Here is a 17,506-nt window from a genome sequence, read left to right as displayed (position 1 = left end):
TAAAATTTAACTATAAGTTAAATTTGTGGAGGTCACTATGCGAACAGATACCCTGAAATCAATAGAAGCCTGTGCTTCTCACTATGGCGATCAGGCCGATGCGATGCGCGAATACTTGATTGAAGGCGAGCGCAATGCAATGGCGATGGATAATCGTGGGCCGATACGCTTTGATGAAAACGGCGCACTGGCGGCAGATATTCTGGAGGCATACTCACGCTATGGCTTCTATGTCTTCGAGAACGTGCTCGATGAAGGCGAACTTCGCGAAATCATTGCCGACCTCGATGCCATGCGCGCTACCTTCCCGGTTGAACCCGGGGCGGCACTGTCTGCTGATGGGCAGCCTGCACTCGGGGTGGATTGTCAGGCCCCGAGTCTATTGTGGTCCAAGCCCTTGGGTGATCCGCTGGGAGGGACTGATCTCGCCCGGGGGCGCCACCAGGTCAAACTGATCGAGCCCGAGGCGGCCGACGATGCGCCCACAGCGGCGCCATTTATTCTGCTCGGCTCGCTGCAGTTTTCCGAAGCCTGTCTGCGCGTTTACGGGCACCCGCAATTGCTGCGCGTGACCGAAGCTGTGAATGGGTCAGACTTTGCGCCTTTTAACGAGGCACTGTTTATCAAGGATCCCGGCATTGGTGCTGCGGTGTCCTGGCATCAGGATGGTGATACCCACTGGGAAAGTGCCGATTTTGATGAGGGCATTCACGGCTTTAACTTTATGGCGCAGGTGTATGGCAGCACCCCGGTAAACGGTGTCTGGGTACTGCCTGGTAGTCACAAGCTCGGTAAGATCGACATCAAGGCATTAGTGGCCGAAGCGGGTAGTGAGCGCCTCAAGGGTGCGGTACCGCTGGTCTGTGAGGCGGGCGATGTGGTGATGTGCAATCGTCAGCTGGTGCACGGCTCTTTCCCCAACTCAGGTTTTGAGCCGCGCGTTACCGTTAACTTCGGTTTTCACCGCCGTTCCTCGGTACTCAACATCATGGGTGCCGGCATTCACAACGATGTGATGTGCTACGACGCCGATTTAATCGAGCGGCGCTCCCGCGTCATTGGTTACGCCATCGATGCGCGTGGCAAGCACTACCCCGACGAAGTCCCGTATCAGTTCCAGCCCTTTGCCGAGGCGGGTAAAACCTATGTCTGGAACGCCGAAGCCAAANCAGGCCTCAAGGACTACAACCTTGAAGACCTCAGCATATAAATGAAGACAACCCCTAGGGAGATTCCGTAATGAACGGAGCTGAAAGCCTGCTGACCACGCTGACCAACAGCGGTATCGAGGTGTGTTTTACTAATCCTGGTACCTCCGAGATGCACTTTGTGGCCGCCCTCGATGAAGTCGAGGGGATGCGCTGTGTGTTGTGCCTGTTCGAAGGCGTAATCAGCGGCGCTGCCGATGGCTATGCGCGGATGGCACGCAAGCCAGCATCTACATTGCTGCACTTGGGGCCGGGCCTCGGTAACGCACTGGCGAATGTACACAACGCCAAGAAGGGCTGTGTGCCCATGGTGAATATTGTTGGTGACCATGCGACTTACCATTTGGAGTACGACGCGCCGCTAACCTCTGACATCGAGGGTATTGCCGGCCCGGTTTCGCACTGGGTGCATACCTCCAGCGCACCTGAACATATTGCCAGAGACGCGGCTGAGGCTATCCGCCAAGCGGGAACGCACCGTATTGCCACCCTGATGCTGCCGGCGGACGTATCCTGGGGAGAGAATCCGGCCGGTGCAGAACCTGCGGTGAGCACTCCTGCACCGCAGTCAGTGCCGGCGCAGCGCGTGGCCGAGGCGGTGGCGCGGCTGCGCTCGGGTAGTAATTGCATGATTATGATCGGTGGTGGTACCGAGGTTTCGCTGGAGCGTGGGCACAAGGCGAGTCAGATTGCCCAGGCATGTGATGCTCAACTGTGTACGGATGTCTTCCCCACACGGGTTGCCCGTGGGGCGGGAACAGCGGTGATCGAACGCTTGCCATATCTTGCCGAAATGGCGTTAGATCGCCTCAAGGATGTCGAACAGATGATTCTGATTGGCGCGAAGGCCCCTGTCTCTTTCTTTGCCTACCCGAACGTGATGAGCGCTATTTCCCCAGCAGGGTGTGAGCACTTTGTGCTCGCGCAGAACGAGGAGGATATCGACCAGGCGCTGGGCGCATTAATCGAGGCACTTGGAGCGGGGGTGAACACTCCACAAGTTCATGAGCTCGATGTGTGTGACGTGCCGACCGGCAGTCTGGATGCGAACACGGCAGCCATGGCAATCGCGCATTACTTGCCCGACGATGCAGTCATCGTTGATGAAGCCATTACCTCGGGTATTGCAGTAGCTCCGATGACAGCCACAGCAAGACGCCACGATTGGCTGAACCAGACCGGTGGCAGCATCGGCTGGGGATTGTCTGCAGGCGTAGGTGCAGCCATTGCCTGCCCCGAGCGCAAAGTGATTTGCCTGGAGGGTGATGGCAGTGCCATGTATACCATTCAGTCATTGTGGACGATGGCGCGTGAAGAGTTGGATGTCACCGTGGTGATCTTCAACAACCGCAAGTACAGCATTCCCGAGCTGGAGTTTGCCCGCACCGGCGCGCGCGGTGGTATTCCCGGCCCGAACGCAGCGAGCATGCTCGACATAGGCAAACCCGATATGGATTTCGTCGCGATGGCGCAAGGTATGGGTGTGAGCGCCACGCGCGCAACTACCGCAGAGGAGTTTGCAGCCCAGTTTAAAGAGGCGATGCAATCTCGCGGGCCGCGGCTGATCGACGCGCATGTGCCTTCGCTGTCAGGTTGAAGGGTGATGTGGATATGACGAACCATCAGCAGTTTATTGTCGCGCTTGCAGACGCGATTCGCGCACGCGCACCGCTACCGCCGTTTCCCGCTGGCGTCACCATGGACGAGGCGTACCGGATGTTGCCAGCAGCCGCGGCACGGGTATGTGACAGTGGCACAAGCGGCCTCAAGGCTGGGCTCACTAATCCTGAACTGCAGGCGCTATTCGGCCTCGACGAAGCGTTGATTGGATTGATCTATGACTGGGGAGAGTGTCCCAATGGTGTTGCATTGCCATTTCGCGAATATGCGAGAATCGAATGCGAGCTCGCGGTTGTGTTGTCCGCTGAGGGCGCGCTCGTGGCGTTGGCTCTGGCGATAGAAATTGTCCACCTGAATTTCGCTGCGCCAGAAGATTTTACTCCCGCCAATCTGGTAATGAGCAGTCTGGGGGCCGACAGCTATATCTGCGGATCACCTATACCCTGGGGGGAACTGGACCAGAGCGTAATACGCAGCACTGCGATCAAGTTGGAGCGCGATGGCGAGCTGCTCCACTTGGCGAATGCCGGAGACTCACTCAATGGGCCAGAGCGCGCGGTAGATTGGTGCGTCAATGAAGCACGCAAGCGCTCTTTGGAGATCGCCGATGGCACAACGTTGCTCACAGGCACCTGTGGCGATGCATTGCCCGGATTGCCTGGAGATTATAAGGCCGACTTCGGTGAGCTCGGCACGCTGAGGTTCACGATTGAGACGCCGGCGGGCTAGAGCCTGCCGCTTTCATTAGATTGCTGAAACTTTCGATTAATTTCGCTATTCAATATTAGAACTCACCCTGTATCAGCTGGCCTCGCATAACAACCGCAGTGGGTTGCAACTGCCAGATTTCGTGAGGGTCTACGTTAAACAGGTTCTTGTTGAGAACTATGAAGTCTGCAGATTTTCCTGCGCTGATAGAGCCTGTCTCGTCTTCCAGTCGCAGCTGATATGCGCCGTTTTGGGTATAGCCGCGCAGTAATTGTTCGAGGCTGAGGCGTTCGTCAGCGGGCGAACGAACGCCGTCGTCAGGGCTCTGCCACCACTCTACGGGATACTGCCGGGTGTGTCCGGTCTGCATGCCGAGGTAGGGGCTGATGAATGCGGCCAGCATTTCTCCCCCCCACCATTCGTCGCTGGAGTATGTCACTCTGGCGCCTGACTCCACAACGGATCTGGCGCGGTACATGAGGGAGTAGCGCCCCTTGCCAAGTAGGCTCTCAACAACATCGTTCGTTTCCACACCGAACCACCAGGGAGAGAAATTGGCAATGATGCCGAGTCGGTGGATGCGCGGTATGTCTGCAGGATCTATCAACGCCAGGTGGGCAATCGTGACTCGAGGATAAAAATCCTGACCGATGTTGGCCTGTGCCTGTTCAACCGCGTCCAGTACTGTCTGAGTCGCGAGGTCACCAATGCTGTGCACCATCAGATCGAGCCGCGCTTCGTGAAGCTGCATTAGTAGTTCCGTCAGTTCTGCCGTGGAGAGCAGAGGCTCGGTAGATGTGCCGCTGCCCAGATAGGGTTGGCTATAAGCAGCGGATTGGTTGGCGCTGATGCCGTCCATAAAGACCTTTACGGCGTTGAACTGCAGAAGCTCGCCCCCGTATTGCTGTTGATATCGTTGCACCTCAGCAATAGCCGTCATTGCCCGCTCCGGGGTAAATATCTGGTACGTTCCGTAGTAGCGAAGCGGTAGTCTGCCTTCTTTCTCCAGTTCAGAAATGACGTTATACACGTGGTCGCCATAGCCTTTGTTTCCAGCGTCGAACAGTGCTGTGACGCCATGTTTTGAGAGAATCTGCAGAGTCTCAGCCACGGTTTGTTTGTGCTGTGCCAAGTGCGTCGCATCGGTCACGGCAAAGTGCTTGGCGAAATGCTGTACGCCGGCCCCTTCCTTCACCCAGCCGGTGGGCTCACCTTGATCGTCTCTGGCGTACATGGCCAGTCCGGGTTTTGGGTCGGGTGTATTCTTGTCTACGCCCAAGGCGAGTAGAGCGTTGGAGTTGAGCCAGAAATCATGTGCAGTTTCGCTTTCAAACCAGACCAGACGGCCTGGAGCTACGGCATCAAGAACTTCCTTTCTGGGCCCGTCGCTTCCTCGCACAAACATATTGGTGGGCCAGCAGCACAGGCGCAACCACTGCTGGTCGGGATGAGCGGCAGCGTAGGCTTGCACGGATTCGAGTAAAGCCTCTGGGGTCTCTCCCTCAACCTTGCCGAATCGTTCTACATTGACGTAGCCAGGGTGAGCGTGACCGTCGATCAGGCCGGGAATGATCAGCTCGCCATTGAGTGTGAGGAGATTTGTTGCGCGGTATCTCTTGGCGCCGTCGTCGTCGCCGACATAAATAAAACGACCGTCGCGCACAACAAGCGCCGTTGCGTGCGGACGATCTTCGGCCACTGTGTATATGGTAGCACCCAGAATCGTCAAGTCAGCGGGGGGCGTGTTGGCGGTCAGTGGTGATTGCTCAGAATCACGGTGACAAGCAGACAGGATGAGCGCTAGCAGTGCGATGTACAGGGTGTGGCTGAATCGCATAGCTAGATCCTTAAGGGTTTCCTGAACGTTGTGTGCATGCTGGCTACAGTCATATGCAGTATAGGCACAGGCAGACAGCAACGGTCAAATCCGGGCCACGCGTTAGCGCGGTCGCAGCTTTCTCCTGTATTGTCGAGGCGAAGTGCCGCTCCATTGGTTGAAGGCGCGAATGAATGGGCTGGCCGTGGAGTAACCCGCGGCCAGTGCCACATCCTCGATGGGTATGCTCTCGTCGGCCAGTAACTTGTAGGCCACGTTGCGGCGCAACTCATCTTTGATCTTCGAGTAACTGGAGGACTCCTCGCGCAGCCGACGTCGCAGTGTGCCACCAGAGCAACCCAACTGCGCCGCAATCTCCTCAATACTGGGAAACGTCATGACCCCGTTGCCCTCGGGTGTCAGCATGCTGACAATAGTGCCGTGGAGCATGCCCTCGGAGCCGGGAATGGAGAGCAGGTAAAATGGCGAACGTGCGAGGAAGCGATCTACCTCCCGGGAACTACGGCTGATCGGTAGCTCCAGGTGTCGCGCATCGAAAGCTAATTGGCTGGACGTTGTGCCAAAATCCAGCACGCCGGGAAACATATAATTTAACTCGCGGCTGTGCGGCGGTTTGGCCTGGGTAAAATTGACATACTGCAGCGGAATGCGCAGCCCGGTGAACCAGCTGGCGAGGCGATGCCAGATGACCATCCAGAAATCTTCGAAGTAGTAGTCAGGGTCCAGCTCGGGATGCTGGAAACGGATGTCGATGACTGCGTGATCACCGTGTTCGATGATCTCCGTTTCGATATCGTCAGTGACCAGGCTGTAAAAAGTAGATCCGGTCATCAGCGCATCTCGCAATGTTCGCTCTTTGCTCATTGCCTTGACGCAAAAAGCGAACGTGCCCGGTTTGCTCTGTGTGCGCGTAAACCCCATGAATTCATCGTCGAGCACCCGCCATATCGTTCGGGTGAGCCGGGTCATTTGATCAATCGAGAAGCGCTGTTCGCCGGCGTAATCGAAGTTGTCCTTCATCCCCGCTTCTGCGAGCAGCGATTGGCGCGACCAGCCTTTCAGTTGAGCGCCGCGCATTGCGGCGAGGAAGTGGTGGGTTGAAACGCTGGGCATGAATTCCTGTTAAATGGCGATGTCGTCGGTGTCCTGATGATATCGGAATGCCTACCGTCACGCCCAGCGCCCGACAGATTTACTTACATGCCGACGGAATCAAGCGCAGCCTCCAGTTGGCTCCAGCGTTGCTCCAGGGTGCCGGTATATCCCACAGCCAGGCGAACAAGGCCGGGGCTGATGCCAGCCGCCTGAATGTCCTCGTCTTCCATTTCGCTGGATGTGCTCGATGCTGAACAGGACATGAGCGTATCGAAGTAGCCAAGACTTACCGCCATAAAGCCAAACTGCTGCTCATTTTGCAGGGCGCCCATGAGTTCCAGCGCTTTCTCTTTGCTGCCCGCGTCAATCGTTAGCACCCCGCCGGCGCCAAACTCAGCATTGCCCAGTTCTGCGAGTAACGCATTGTCAGGATGTGTCGCAAGCCCCGGGTAACTCACCTGCGTGCCTCGCTGTTGAAGACGTTCTGCCAGCGCAAGGGCACGAGCACCATGGGCGCTCATGCGCAGCGGTAAGTGGGGAAGGCGCAGGGCAATGTTGGCAGCGACGTTGGGATCCATGGTGGGTCCAAGAATCATCAGCGGCCCTGTATGCAGATCCATGAGTTGCCCAATAAACGCCTGGCTGGCACATACCGCACCGGCGATCAGGTCTGAGGCACCGCCGATAAATTTGGTCATGCTGTGCACCACGATGTCGGCGCCAAGGTGAGCGGGGCTGATGAGCAGCGGACTGAAAGTGTTGTCGACGACCAGCGGGATGCCTGCGTTATGAGCAATGTCAGCCAGAGCAGGGATGTTGGCTACTCGCAGGGTAGGATTGGAAACGCTCTCTACATAGAGCACGCGGGTTTTGTCTGTAATGGCCGAGCGCACCGCGTCCAAGTCAGAACTGTCGACGAAGCTGGTTGTCATTCCGCACTTCAGCGGCAAAAAGTCATGCATGAGTGCATAGGTTCCACCATAGATTGTATTGGACGACACAATGTGATCGCCGGCCTCACACAGGGCGAGTATGGCCGCGGAAATAGCACCCATGCCGCTGGCTGCACAGTAGGCGGATTCGGTGCCTTCCATAGCAGCCAGCTGTCGACTCAGGTTGTAAACAGTAGGATTGAAGTGCCGCCCATACAGGTAACAGCCGGCATTGTCTGGCCCTTTCTGGCCAGTGAAAATTTCTGGCATGGTGCCGGGGTCGATCACGGTAAAGGTAGAACTGGCTTCAATGGACATGTTGACGCCACCGTGTTCACCAAATTCGTGGCGGAGATTGGCGAGGGCTTCTACCGGGTGTTGGTGGCTCATAGTAAATATCCTGATAGCATGTTTGTTAGGCTGTATTCAGAGTAATTTCTATCATAAAATTCTGTATAGGATACTAATGACGAATAAAATTCGATTATGAGTGCTTTTGACCAGTTAGACCGAACAGATTATGAGATTTTGCGGCTGTTGCGAAATAATGCACGGCTGAGCAACCGTGAGTTGGCCGAGCAGATTGGATTGGCCCCATCGACAACCCTGGTGCGAGTGCGGCGCCTGGAGCGGGAGGGGGCAATTCGTGGTTACGTTGCAGAGTTTGCCCCTGAGGCACTAGGGGTTAGCCTGCAGGCGATGATTGCAGTGAAACTTCAGCATCACTCTCTCAAGGATTTAAGCGCCTTTCGCCAGCATGTTCTGAGCCTGGAAGAAGTGGTGCAAATCTACCATATTGCCGGTGCCAGCGATTTTCTGATTCATGTCTGGGTACGGGACGCACAACATCTCCGCGATCTGGCGATGGTTTCACTGACCACTCGACCGGAGGTGGCGCAGTTGGAAACCCACCTGATTTTCGAACATACGCGTAACGCTGAGATGCCGTTGTATGTAAACGTCGACGCCGATTAAATGCCGCCCCTCAAAGGGCGGCTTTTTTGGCCTTGCTATCAGCCGCTCTGGGACACAAAGCATCCGTGAAAGCCCAGTGGCAGTACCCGGTCCATGGTCATAGTGGCTACCGGGCCTTCCTCGATTGCTGCGGTCCTGAGCACCGCCACGCCGGTGCAGCGCTTATTGAAATCCAGAAAGCTGTGCACCAGGTAGCCCGATGGCAGGTACTGCGGCTCTTCGACAATAACATGCTCACCATAGTTATAACGTGTCATCGAGCCTGAGCGCGGGTCGACGCTGACGATCGAAGAGGGCAGGCCGCTTAGTGTGCCCTGGCCACCGCTCACACCGTATAGACGCTGGGGCGAGAAGGGCTGGCGCCGGTCAAACACCGGAAACTCCAAGTCAGTCTCCAGCGAACTGATATGCGCTTTGCCGCTAGTGAGATCAAGCTTGTAGTGTACGAGTGTTGGGTCGTCGTGATACGGCCCGGCCTTCAGCTGCGCCAGCCGATGCATGCCCTGTTGCATAAAACGCGAATCGGCGTAGGCAGCGGCGGTGAACTCAATGGTGTTGCCTGATTCCCAGGCGTTGCCGAAGTGGAACACAAAACTGGCCGGCACTTCGATTGTCTTTACCAGAGAGAAATCCTCCCGATCAAACACCAGCAACTGGCTGGCGATTTCCGGGCGCCACTGGATGCCCTGGATAAACGTGGGTGCTTTTTCATGAACCGCGGAGCTATTCAGGGCAATCAGATAGCGCGGGGTTAACACGAAGTCGTGCATATATCCTGAGAAATCCAGGGTGTGGGCACGGTACTTGACCATGTTCCCGGTGGCGTTCACGTGGTACAGCACTAGTGTCGGCGTCCCTGCGAACGGTACCGAGCCGATATTCCACATATCCCCGCGCTCATCAAATCGCGGGTGTGCGGAGAAGGGCACGCCCTCAAGCTCATCGTGCCACGCCTGTATGCCTCGCGTGTCCAGTGTCTCCGGATCGATACGGTAGGCAGAGCCTGCTTCCCATAGTGCCAGGAGTTCACCGTTATGGGGCTGTATGTTGATATTGGCGACATTGAAGTCCTGGTTACTGCGCGGCGGTGCCGGGTTGGCCACCTGGGTGCCGGCGCCGTTGAACAGGAAGCGGCCTTCGGCCTGTTCCCGCTCATATTTTCGGGTGCGCACGAAGCGGCCTTCATGGCTTGCGCCATCCGGGCCCAGCCTGAATGCCTGAATCATGCCGTCCGGGTCGAACCAGTGTTGATATCGCTCCCCGGCACGCTCGTAAAGTGTGGGGCCGTTTCGGTACAAGGTGCCAAAGCACGCCTGGGGTATCGTTCCCTCTACAGTCATAGGTAGCCGTGGCTGGTCCGAAGTCAGACCATCGAAGCCGACAGACCAGGCCGGCGCTGATTCGCCAAGCGCCAGGCTGGGCAGGGCATGCAAGCTGGCCATAGCTGCCAGGCCCTTGAGAAATTCACGTCGTTCCATGGGTCACCTCAAATTGATCTGAATCTGGGTATCTTGATTGACAGTCACTTTGGCCTCGTCAAAGCTGGGCGGGCCAAACTGGCCGGCATTATTGCTAAAGCCGTAGCCTTCGCGTGGCAGGCCGACCAGGTTGGTGTCCAGCTTCCCGTTACTGTTTTCATCGTGGTACAGCTTGACGACATATTCGCCGCTATCAACCCCCCGCAGAGTGACTTGAACCGTGTCGCCGGACACACGACTGATGGCTGCGATCACAGGGTTGCTGTCGGCCTGATAGTCCGCCGCGGTATCAAAAACGGTCCAGTACAGTTGCCCGGTGTGCTCCCGAATACCCTCTACGAGAATGTCGATATCGGCGGCTTGAACCGGTTGTGCCAGTTCGAGTGCCATAATGGCTGCGTTCCAGAACTTCTTCATGTTGCTTCCCTCGTGTAAGTGACGAGTTCAGTCTCGCGCAGCCCGGGGTTGATGGCAGGTGCGGGAAGTCACTGGCACTGCGAGTTCAAACCGTGACTTTTGGCACGGTACGCCAAGGGCTCAATTCCGGTATGCTGCAGTACATGGCTAAATCATCCCCATCTTTGGAAAATCATCTGCTCATCGCCAGTGGCGTTGTGGCCACCGGCTTGGTTGCGGTCGTGAACTGTTTGAATTTTCAGGTCTGGCCTGACTTCCTGGTGTACCTGCTGTTCGGCGTGATTTTCGCTGTAAAGGCCTACGACGAGGAACTGGGGCTGTCTCGCCGGGTTACCGTATCCGGTACCGTAGCGATGTTTGTGCTCAGCGTGATCGCCCTCATTATGCATACCAACACCCTGACGCCTGTGCTGGCCGCTGTACTCATGGCCAGCGCACCTTATCACTTGAGCGCGCGCCAGAGCTGGCTATTGTTTTTGGTGGCTAATGCTACTTATTTTTTGGTGTTTGAGCTGACCTGGGAGACCAATAATTATCAGATCTCATTTGTCTCGATGATCGCATTGCAGGCTTTTGCTATTACCTCAAGCCTGACCAAACAGCGTGAGGTGGCGGCCCAGGAAATGCTCAGTCGTCAGAACAGCGAGTTGCTCGCTGCACGCGCCGTATTGGCTCAGCAGAGTCAGGCGGAAGAGCGCCTGCGTATTGCCGGGCATTTGCACGATACCGTGGGACACCAGTTAACAGCGCTCGGTTTGCAGCTGGAGGCATTGGCACACCAGGCGCCGGACGCACTGCGCCCGCGCATTGAAGACAGCCAGGCCCTGGCCCGAGAATTATTGGAGGGTATCCGGAGTACGGTCAGACAAATGACCGAGGAACGCCGTGATGATCTCGCCTCAGCGATTCACAGACTGGCCAGCGTCACGCCAGGGGTGACGATTGAGGTTGACCGCGAATTGCCCGCATTACCCGCCGAGCTGACTCAGCAACTGGTGTTCTGCCTGCAAGAGGGTATTCACAACGCGATTCGCCACGGAGGTGCAGATCACCTCGATATCCATTACGCCGAGGGTGTGCTCAGTATCGCGGATAACGGCAGAGGCCTGCGCGGTACGATTGTACCCGGGTTTGGTCTCGAGAATATTCGCACCCGTCTGGCGCCATTTGGTGGCGAAATGGCGCTGACGCGGCGTCCGGATGGCGGTTGCGTCCTCGTCTTGACTTTACCCCAGCTAGAGAGGGTGCCCGCGTGATTCGTGTAGGACTGGTGGACGACCAGGCATTGATACGAGAGGGCATTGCCCAGTTGATAGCGCTTTCTGGTAAAGCTGTTACCGCCTGGCAATGTGATAATGGCGAAGCAGCGCTGGCGACGCTGCGCAAGGAACCTATCGACGTACTGGTGTGCGATATCCGCATGCCGGGCATGGATGGCATCACCATGGTTAAACGCTTGCGCGCCAATGGTGAACGTCAGCCGGTACTTATGCTGACGACCTTCGATGATCACCAGCTGTTTCTGGATGCACTCGCTGCCGGCGCAAATGGCTTTCTACTCAAAGATGTCTCTCTGGATAAACTGATCGAGGCGATCGAGACTGTGGCTGGCGGCGGCTTTATTGCCGAGCCGCGCCTTGTCTCTCAGGCCAGCACCACTGTGAAAGATGCGCCACCGGCAGATCCTGATCTGCTCAGTGACAAGGAGCGCGAAGTGTTACGGCTAGTGGCGGGTGGATTGTCAAATCGCGAGATCGCCAGCGTCATCCACCTCGCCGAAGGTACGGTGAAGAACCATGTCTCCCATATTCTCACCAAGCTCAACTGCCGTGACCGCACCCAGGCTGTCTTGTATGCCATTCACTGGCAGTTGATCTGATCGCAAGCGATTTAGGTGGCGCAGCCACGAGGCGCAAGTGCGCGTCCCTCTACTTCAAGGTCCAACTGAATCGCAGCGAGTAACCATCCACGTCGCTGACGAAATTGGCGTGGGCACCCACGCTAAACGATTCGAAATAGCGGTTGCTCTCGGTCACATTGACGCTGACCGAGTAGCCGGCCATACAGAAGTGGCTGAAACCGAGTGCCTTGCGGTTGGGACCCGTGAAGCCGCTGGCACCCAAGTGGACTGTGCCAAAGAGAGGCAGTGTCCCCAGATGGGTATGCTATGGGTGTTCTAGGCCTGCTTTGAGAGATATGACGCCTTTGTCCTCACTGAACTAGGCCAGGTCACGGGATTCCGAGTAGCTGTCGATCTGGCTGTAGGTGTATCTGGCCGCCAATTGAGCATCTGGCCGTAGCCAGCGCCGCGCATCACGTCGCCCAGGGTTTTCAGTTCGGGGCGCAGATAGCCTACGTACCCGGGTTGCCCCTGTTGATTGGGCGCAGTGAGGATGCTAAATGCGCCACCGCCTAAGACATGATGATCTGCGCCACTCATCAGAGTGACCTGCGTAGGCGCGCACATAGGATTGGTGTAGAAGTTGGTGAAGCGCACACCATCAGCGGCAATGCTGTTGATACTGGGCGTCTTGATTCCACTGTCAAAGGCGCCTGAATCTGCCCAGCCCATGTCGTCTGCCAGCACAATAAGAATGTCGGGGCGCTGATCTTCCGCATTTGCTGCAGCGATCATGCCAGTGACAAGATGCAGTACGCCAGAATGGATATTGACTGCGGACGGGGCCTATCTACAGGGTTCGGTCATAACAATCTGAAATATCTGCTTGTCTATCTGGATGGGTTCCACCACGTCATGACGTGTTTTCCTCTTCAGTGAAAGTGCCTCCAGAGCCGATGAGTGCTCCACTTATGCCATATGTATCACTCCTCTTGCTGAGTCTTACCGCGAAGAAGCGCGCAAGAATGTGCTGATTTTTGCGTTTTGCAACAAGTGCCGGTGCAGTACGTTAGCCTTGACGGGAACCGGGATTGGGTAATGCACACGACGATTATTGCTTTTTCGTTCGCCTATATAGGTATAGGTACCTTCTGGCTGATTACGCGCCTCATCGCCCAGGAGGAGGACTAGTCATGCTAATGGGCCACTATACAACGGCGTTGGTGCCCTGGGCGTACAACAGCAATCGCAGTCTCGCGCCATTCTGGTTTTTCCTGATGGCGACCCAGACACTTGTTTTTCTTATGGTGAGCTTCGCGTTGGTGGGGGGGGAGACGATTGAGCCTAGCGGGTTCTTTGATGCGTCTTTCAGGCATATGACCGTCGATATGACCTACAGTCATGATATTGCCCCCGTGATCGTTTGGACGCTGGTGCTTTCCCTGGCCGCGGGATTGATTTTTAAGAGCCTGCAACTGGCGTTGATTGTCGCTGCGCTCAACGTCGCGCATGAGCTGATGGATTTGCTGGTCAGTTTTAAACACTACTGGTTCGGTGCGCCCGAGAATAAGGATTTCCCGGTATTCGGCTGGGGTTTGTATAACTCTGCTCCGGCGGTGGGGCTGCTGATAGAGATTGCAATCTGTGTGGGGTTTATTGTCTGGTATGTGCGTACGCGTCGGCGCCAGGGTTACGACGTCTCGCGCAAGACCCAGGTTGGACTCTATGCGGTTCTGGTCGGATTCACAGTGTTTCTGCTGCCGATGGTGAATCAGTCCCTATTGTCGCTGGTCGGAGGCTAGGGGCAGTGCATCGTCACCCAGAAACAAGCTCAGTGTGCCTGAACTATACTTCGGACTGATAGGACCTACGGCGAGAACTGAATATGAAGCATATTTCGATAGTGCTACTCCTGATGATGTTGGGAGCAGGGTCTGTGCAGGCCGGTGGCCTGTGGCTGAACCAGTACGGTGATTTCGCCTCTGGACGTTCCAGTGCAGGCACCGCAGCGGGCACTGACGATGCAGCTGCGATTATTCATAATCCGGCCACAGGCACGCGTCTGGCGGGCAGTCACGTGTTCGGCAGTGCCGGCGCGATTATTCCGGAAGTTGAGTTTGATCTTGATTACACGTCGCCGGTGAATGGCGACGACAACGGCGGGCAGGCCGGTTTGAATGCACCGGTAGCTAGCTTTGCCTATATTAACGATCTTGGTTCCGATAGATGGAGCGTAGGCATTTCCAGTGCGGGGCTGGCGGGCGCAGGACTGGAGTATAATCAGAACTGGGCGGGGCGCTTCCAGAACACTTATGTAGAGCTGCTTGTCCTGGCGATATCGCCGACGGTGGGATACAAGGTCACCGACAAGCTGTCGCTGGGTCTTGCACTGCAGTACTACTATACGACGCTGGATTTCGAGATAGCGCTGCCAACCATACCCGGGCGCGATGCCGGTAAGGGCGCGCTGGATGGCAAGGACAACGGTTTCTCGTATGCGCTCGGAGCGATGTACGAATTTAGCGACAATACCCGACTGGGTATTCGCTATCAGGGCGAGATCGACGCGGACTTTGATGGCAACGTAAAGGTCCAGGGCAGTATTCTCGATCGCAGTATCGATTCTGACACTAACCTGACAATGGCGGCACTTCTGCGTCTGGGTCTCTATCACCAGTTGAACGAGCGATGGGGGCTGGGCGTGACCATCGGCTGGGATGACTGGAGTGCTCTGGATAACGTGTTTGTCTCGTTGCCAGAGGAGGGTGCTGCGCTGGTAAAAAACTGGGATGACACGTATCACTATGCCTTGGGCCTCGAGTACGCAGCATCCAGGCACTGGGATCTCACCGGCGGTATCGCCTATGACTCCAACCCGGTCAGTGCACACGACCGCACGGCTGACCTGCCCGTAGACAGGCAGGTCCGATACACCGGCGGCGCGCGCTACCAATTGCGCGACAATATCAGTATCGGTGGATATTTGAACTATACTGATCTCGGTAGCGCTCGCATAAGTTCGGAGCGGTGGGGCGGCAAATACGCCGACAACCATGTGCTCGAGTTTTCATTTTCCTTAAGTTGGGCGTTATAAACTGATACCCCTGACACGCGAGGCGATATCGTATGAGAGTATCCACACCTATCCATTTACACGTCTTGAGTGCTCTAGTTCTTGTCGGCTGCGCTGAGAGCGAGAATGCGGTCGATGCAAACTTGGCCAGGATCATCAGCGTTGAGGCGATTGAAGAAAAAGTACAGACGCCCCGAACGGTCTGTGAGAATGTCACTGTGACCCGCCAGGCCGAGGTAAAGGATGACCAGCAGATAGCCGGCACGGCAAGCGGTGCTGTTATTGGCGGTGCAATGGGCAACCAGATCGGCGGGGGCAGTGGCAGGGCGATCGCCACAGCAGCGGGCGCGGTCATTGGCGGCGCGGTGGGCAAGAAGGCGCAGAAAAATTATCAGGCCGGTAATACTCAGACCGGAACCGAGCAACAGTGCACCACAGTGATGGATGAGACTGTCAATATTCGCGGCTACAACGTTTCATATGAGATCGATGGTAAGTCGGGCAGCGTGCGGATGGATGAGCCGCCAAAGGGCGACACGATTCCGGTAGTCAATGGCCAGTTGGTATTACACAGCGTGGGTGTCGAGCAGCCCTAGTGACCAGGAATTCAAGCGTCACATTCAATCGCGATTGGTACATTCAATAGTCCCGATGACAGTTTATTTTCCAAGCCCGGTGAACATAGATTTTCTTTGGCTGGAGTGCCTAATTTCTTTTCGCTAGCATGCCGCGAATGTGCTGACTCTGAGCAATTACCATGCTCCATAACCAGTTCAGCTCACACTTTCGCAACTAATAGTTATTCAACCTGTTTTTGACCTATACCCTAAATTTTCTCGACCGGCAGTTGATGAACATTCTGCTCGAGCCGATTAATCAGGCGTTTGGTAACAGGGACACGCATGGGCTTTACATTGGGTTTTCGTTTACATTGGTTACGACAGCCCGGGAAGTCTGTAGCGTGCCTGACAGACCGCTGTTTCTGGTCTAATGATCGCTATCTACATCACCCAGTGGAGTGGCGTGACGGCATTGTGCGGTGCCGAGGTCAGTTTTCGATAGCTGGCCCTGGTGCTGCGGGTACAGTTATCGCCTGTCCGGAGCGCAACGTGGTTTGCCTGGAAGGTGACGGCAGTGCGATGTATACGATGCAGGCACTATGTCCGATGGCACGAGGGGCGCTCGATGACACGGTGGTGATATTCAATAATCGCGAAGTACAGCATCTTGGAACTAGCGCTCGACCGCACAGGTGCCATCCTTGCTGGGTTGAGCCCTGGGTGGTGCGGTCGATAGGCGAGTTGATTGATGCCTACCGTGTACCGGTTTCGCGTATGTCTGCAACGGCTTCAGTTAAAGCCTCTCGCAGTGGCGTGTATTCCATGGCCAGCGCTTGTTTACTCAGCTCTGCAGAGAACAGCAGCGATCCCGCGGCGGTCGTCTTGATGACATCCAGTGGAATTGCGGGTCGTTTTCCGGTGCGCCGTGAAACCCACTCCATGACACGCGCTGTCGGCATCAACCAGCGCTCGGGGATATTGATGTCGGGCGTGCGAACCCCTGCGATATCGCCGATTAGCTGAAAATATTCCCGTGTTGTGGCGCGCTCGTCACCGATCAGAAAGCGACGGCCAACGGTGTCGGGTGAGAGCAGTGCGCGGGCAATGGCTTCAGCGGCGTCCTGCAGGTAGACGTAAGTGTAGGTCGTGTCCGCGCCCACCAGTGCCGGTAGCTGTTCCTCAACCGCACGGCGTACTTCCATAGTGGACTTGTCGTCGCCGGCGCCGATAACGGCTGCGAGGTGCACTACTGTCAGGGGAAGATCACGCTCGCGGTGCATTGTCCAGCCCGCCGCATCGCCGAGATACTTTGAACGGGCATAATCGCTGGGATGTGCTCCGGGGGCGCTCTCCTCGTTAAACGGCAGGTTCTTAGGTACGCCAAAGGCGAGCGGCGTACTGACTTGCACCACCTTTTCAGCGCCGACAGCCAGGCATGCTTCGAAGACGTTTTCGGCACCGTGTTGGTTAATGGCATAGAACTGCTCGCGGTCGCGCGCCCAGAACTCCCGATAGCCCGCCAGGTTCACCACGCCCCAGCTGTCTTTCATCGCTGGCACCAGGCTATCCGGCTGGGTGATATCCCCTTCGCAAAAAGTGAGCCGGTCTGAGATGGATTGGAGTTGCTCCCGATCTGAGCCGGCGCGCAGCATGCAGCGCACTTCCAGTGAGGGCTCCTTCAGTAATCTTGTGACCAGGGCGCGGCCGACGAAGCCGCCGGCGCCCGTGACAGTGACGATGCGCTTTGGTTTGGGCATGGGGTC

Annotated in this window: 17 protein-coding genes and 1 pseudogene; 10 read left to right on the top strand and 8 right to left on the bottom strand. The window is 56.4% G+C overall.

Translation table 11 applies throughout. The features are described from left to right. Window positions 1-37 precede the first annotated feature (37 nt). Genes A3709_RS06815 through A3709_RS06805 form a run of 3 tightly spaced genes read left to right on the top strand, consistent with a single transcriptional unit; the run spans window position 38 to window position 3,557 of the window. On the top strand, window positions 38-1,210 hold the full coding sequence (locus A3709_RS06815) for a phytanoyl-CoA dioxygenase family protein (protein WP_066052074.1): 1,173 nt from the start codon (window positions 38-40) through the stop codon (window positions 1,208-1,210). Between the two features lie 29 nt (window positions 1,211-1,239). Beyond that, entirely contained in the window at window positions 1,240-2,805 is a 1,566-nt protein-coding gene (locus A3709_RS06810; protein WP_066052068.1) for an acetolactate synthase large subunit, read from the top strand. Window positions 2,806-2,819: 14 nt separating this feature from the next. Continuing rightward, window positions 2,820-3,557 (top strand): hypothetical protein, encoded by a 738-nt coding sequence (locus A3709_RS06805; protein ID WP_156507599.1) that lies wholly within the window; start codon window positions 2,820-2,822, stop codon window positions 3,555-3,557. Between the two features lie 55 nt (window positions 3,558-3,612). On the opposite strand, the gene A3709_RS06800 is transcribed toward A3709_RS06805, so the two are convergent. The 3 genes from A3709_RS06800 to A3709_RS06790 all read right to left on the bottom strand — a co-directional run bounded on the left by A3709_RS06800 (window position 3,613) and on the right by A3709_RS06790 (window position 7,790). After that, window positions 3,613-5,373 (bottom strand): amidohydrolase, encoded by a 1,761-nt coding sequence (locus A3709_RS06800; RefSeq protein ID WP_066052062.1) that lies wholly within the window; start codon window positions 5,371-5,373, stop codon window positions 3,613-3,615. A 102-nt stretch (window positions 5,374-5,475) separates the two neighbouring features. Further along, on the bottom strand, window positions 5,476-6,486 hold the full coding sequence (locus tag A3709_RS06795; RefSeq protein ID WP_066052059.1) for an AraC family transcriptional regulator: 1,011 nt from the start codon (window positions 6,484-6,486) through the stop codon (window positions 5,476-5,478). Between the two features lie 83 nt (window positions 6,487-6,569). Further along, window positions 6,570-7,790: an aminotransferase class I/II-fold pyridoxal phosphate-dependent enzyme gene (locus tag A3709_RS06790; protein WP_066052056.1), complete on the bottom strand. Its 1,221-nt coding sequence runs from the start codon at window positions 7,788-7,790 to the stop codon at window positions 6,570-6,572. A gap of 96 nt (window positions 7,791-7,886) precedes the next feature. On the opposite strand from A3709_RS06790, the gene A3709_RS06785 reads away from it, so the two are divergent. Then, complete coding sequence (locus tag A3709_RS06785) at window positions 7,887-8,375, top strand: Lrp/AsnC family transcriptional regulator (protein ID WP_066052053.1); 489 nt, start codon at window positions 7,887-7,889, stop codon at window positions 8,373-8,375. A gap of 38 nt (window positions 8,376-8,413) precedes the next feature. Here A3709_RS06785 and A3709_RS06780 read toward each other — a convergent pair whose 3' ends face one another. Both A3709_RS06780 and A3709_RS06775 read right to left on the bottom strand, forming a co-directional pair. Next, window positions 8,414-9,853, bottom strand: a complete 1,440-nt coding sequence (locus A3709_RS06780; protein WP_066052050.1) for a carotenoid oxygenase family protein — start codon at window positions 9,851-9,853, stop codon at window positions 8,414-8,416. A 3-nt stretch (window positions 9,854-9,856) separates the two neighbouring features. Then, window positions 9,857-10,270, bottom strand: coding sequence for a DUF2141 domain-containing protein (locus tag A3709_RS06775; protein ID WP_066052047.1), 414 nt, complete (start codon window positions 10,268-10,270; stop codon window positions 9,857-9,859). A gap of 143 nt (window positions 10,271-10,413) precedes the next feature. On the opposite strand from A3709_RS06775, the gene A3709_RS06770 reads away from it, so the two are divergent. After that, window positions 10,414-11,526, top strand: coding sequence for a sensor histidine kinase (locus A3709_RS06770; RefSeq protein ID WP_197484103.1), 1,113 nt, complete (start codon window positions 10,414-10,416; stop codon window positions 11,524-11,526). Next, window positions 11,523-12,149, top strand: a complete 627-nt coding sequence (locus A3709_RS06765; RefSeq protein WP_066052041.1) for a response regulator transcription factor — start codon at window positions 11,523-11,525, stop codon at window positions 12,147-12,149. The genes A3709_RS06770 and A3709_RS06765 overlap by 4 nt, the downstream gene beginning before the upstream one ends. A 49-nt stretch (window positions 12,150-12,198) precedes the next feature. Here the strand turns inward: A3709_RS06765 and A3709_RS06760 are convergent, their stop codons facing one another. Continuing rightward, window positions 12,199-12,393, bottom strand: a complete 195-nt coding sequence (locus A3709_RS06760; protein WP_066052038.1) for a hypothetical protein — start codon at window positions 12,391-12,393, stop codon at window positions 12,199-12,201. Between the two features lie 53 nt (window positions 12,394-12,446). Then, a complete protein-coding gene (locus A3709_RS06755) occupies window positions 12,447-12,905 on the bottom strand; it encodes a sulfatase-like hydrolase/transferase (protein ID WP_066052035.1) in 459 nt (152 codons plus the stop codon). Window positions 12,906-13,309: 404 nt separating this feature from the next. On the opposite strand from A3709_RS06755, the gene A3709_RS06750 reads away from it, so the two are divergent. From A3709_RS06750 to A3709_RS24460, 4 genes and pseudogenes are all read left to right on the top strand, one after another. Continuing rightward, window positions 13,310-13,912: a hypothetical protein gene (locus A3709_RS06750; RefSeq protein ID WP_156507597.1), complete on the top strand. Its 603-nt coding sequence runs from the start codon at window positions 13,310-13,312 to the stop codon at window positions 13,910-13,912. A gap of 83 nt (window positions 13,913-13,995) precedes the next feature. After that, entirely contained in the window at window positions 13,996-15,204 is a 1,209-nt protein-coding gene (locus A3709_RS06745; protein WP_066052029.1) for an OmpP1/FadL family transporter, read from the top strand. 32 nt (window positions 15,205-15,236) lie between these two features. Next, window positions 15,237-15,779 carry a glycine zipper 2TM domain-containing protein gene (locus A3709_RS06740; protein WP_066052025.1) on the top strand — a complete coding sequence of 181 codons (543 nt, stop codon included), beginning with the start codon at window positions 15,237-15,239 and terminating at the stop codon, window positions 15,777-15,779. Between the two features lie 306 nt (window positions 15,780-16,085). Next, window positions 16,086-16,355: pseudogene (locus A3709_RS24460) on the top strand (thiamine pyrophosphate-dependent enzyme); the annotation flags it as partial. Between the two features lie 140 nt (window positions 16,356-16,495). Here A3709_RS24460 and A3709_RS24455 read toward each other — a convergent pair. Next, complete coding sequence (locus A3709_RS24455; RefSeq protein ID WP_066052022.1) at window positions 16,496-17,500, bottom strand: NAD-dependent epimerase/dehydratase family protein; 1,005 nt, start codon at window positions 17,498-17,500, stop codon at window positions 16,496-16,498. Window positions 17,501-17,506: the final 6 nt, after the last annotated feature.

It is taken from the genome of Halioglobus sp. HI00S01, assembly GCF_001635445.1.
Lineage (GTDB): Bacteria > Pseudomonadota > Gammaproteobacteria > Pseudomonadales > Halieaceae > Halioglobus > Halioglobus japonicus.
The sequence above is the reverse complement of the archived record's forward strand: the minus strand, read 5'-3'. Positions and strand labels throughout refer to the sequence as shown.

Bases quoted from the DNA above. Each gene is read 5' to 3' on its own strand.
- A3709_RS06770 (WP_197484103.1), top strand. From the start codon at position 10,414: ATGGCTAAATCATCCCCATCTTTGGAAAATCATCTGCTCATCGCCAGT.
- A3709_RS06805 (WP_156507599.1), top strand. From the start codon at position 2,820: ATGACGAACCATCAGCAGTTTATTGTCGCGCTTGCAGACGCGATTCGC.
- A3709_RS06775 (WP_066052047.1), bottom strand. From the start codon at position 10,270: ATGAAGAAGTTCTGGAACGCAGCCATTATGGCACTCGAACTGGCACAA.
- A3709_RS06795 (WP_066052059.1), bottom strand. From the start codon at position 6,486: ATGCCCAGCGTTTCAACCCACCACTTCCTCGCCGCAATGCGCGGCGCT.
- A3709_RS06745 (WP_066052029.1), top strand. From the start codon at position 13,996: ATGAAGCATATTTCGATAGTGCTACTCCTGATGATGTTGGGAGCAGGG.
- A3709_RS06785 (WP_066052053.1), top strand. From the start codon at position 7,887: ATGAGTGCTTTTGACCAGTTAGACCGAACAGATTATGAGATTTTGCGG.
- A3709_RS06750 (WP_156507597.1), top strand. From the start codon at position 13,310: ATGGGCCACTATACAACGGCGTTGGTGCCCTGGGCGTACAACAGCAAT.
- A3709_RS06755 (WP_066052035.1), bottom strand. From the start codon at position 12,905: ATGATCGCTGCAGCAAATGCGGAAGATCAGCGCCCCGACATTCTTATT.
- A3709_RS06790 (WP_066052056.1), bottom strand. From the start codon at position 7,790: ATGAGCCACCAACACCCGGTAGAAGCCCTCGCCAATCTCCGCCACGAA.
- A3709_RS24455 (WP_066052022.1), bottom strand. From the start codon at position 17,500: ATGCCCAAACCAAAGCGCATCGTCACTGTCACGGGCGCCGGCGGCTTC.
- A3709_RS06740 (WP_066052025.1), top strand. From the start codon at position 15,237: ATGAGAGTATCCACACCTATCCATTTACACGTCTTGAGTGCTCTAGTT.
- A3709_RS06800 (WP_066052062.1), bottom strand. From the start codon at position 5,373: ATGCGATTCAGCCACACCCTGTACATCGCACTGCTAGCGCTCATCCTG.
- A3709_RS06780 (WP_066052050.1), bottom strand. From the start codon at position 9,853: ATGGAACGACGTGAATTTCTCAAGGGCCTGGCAGCTATGGCCAGCTTG.
- A3709_RS06810 (WP_066052068.1), top strand. From the start codon at position 1,240: ATGAACGGAGCTGAAAGCCTGCTGACCACGCTGACCAACAGCGGTATC.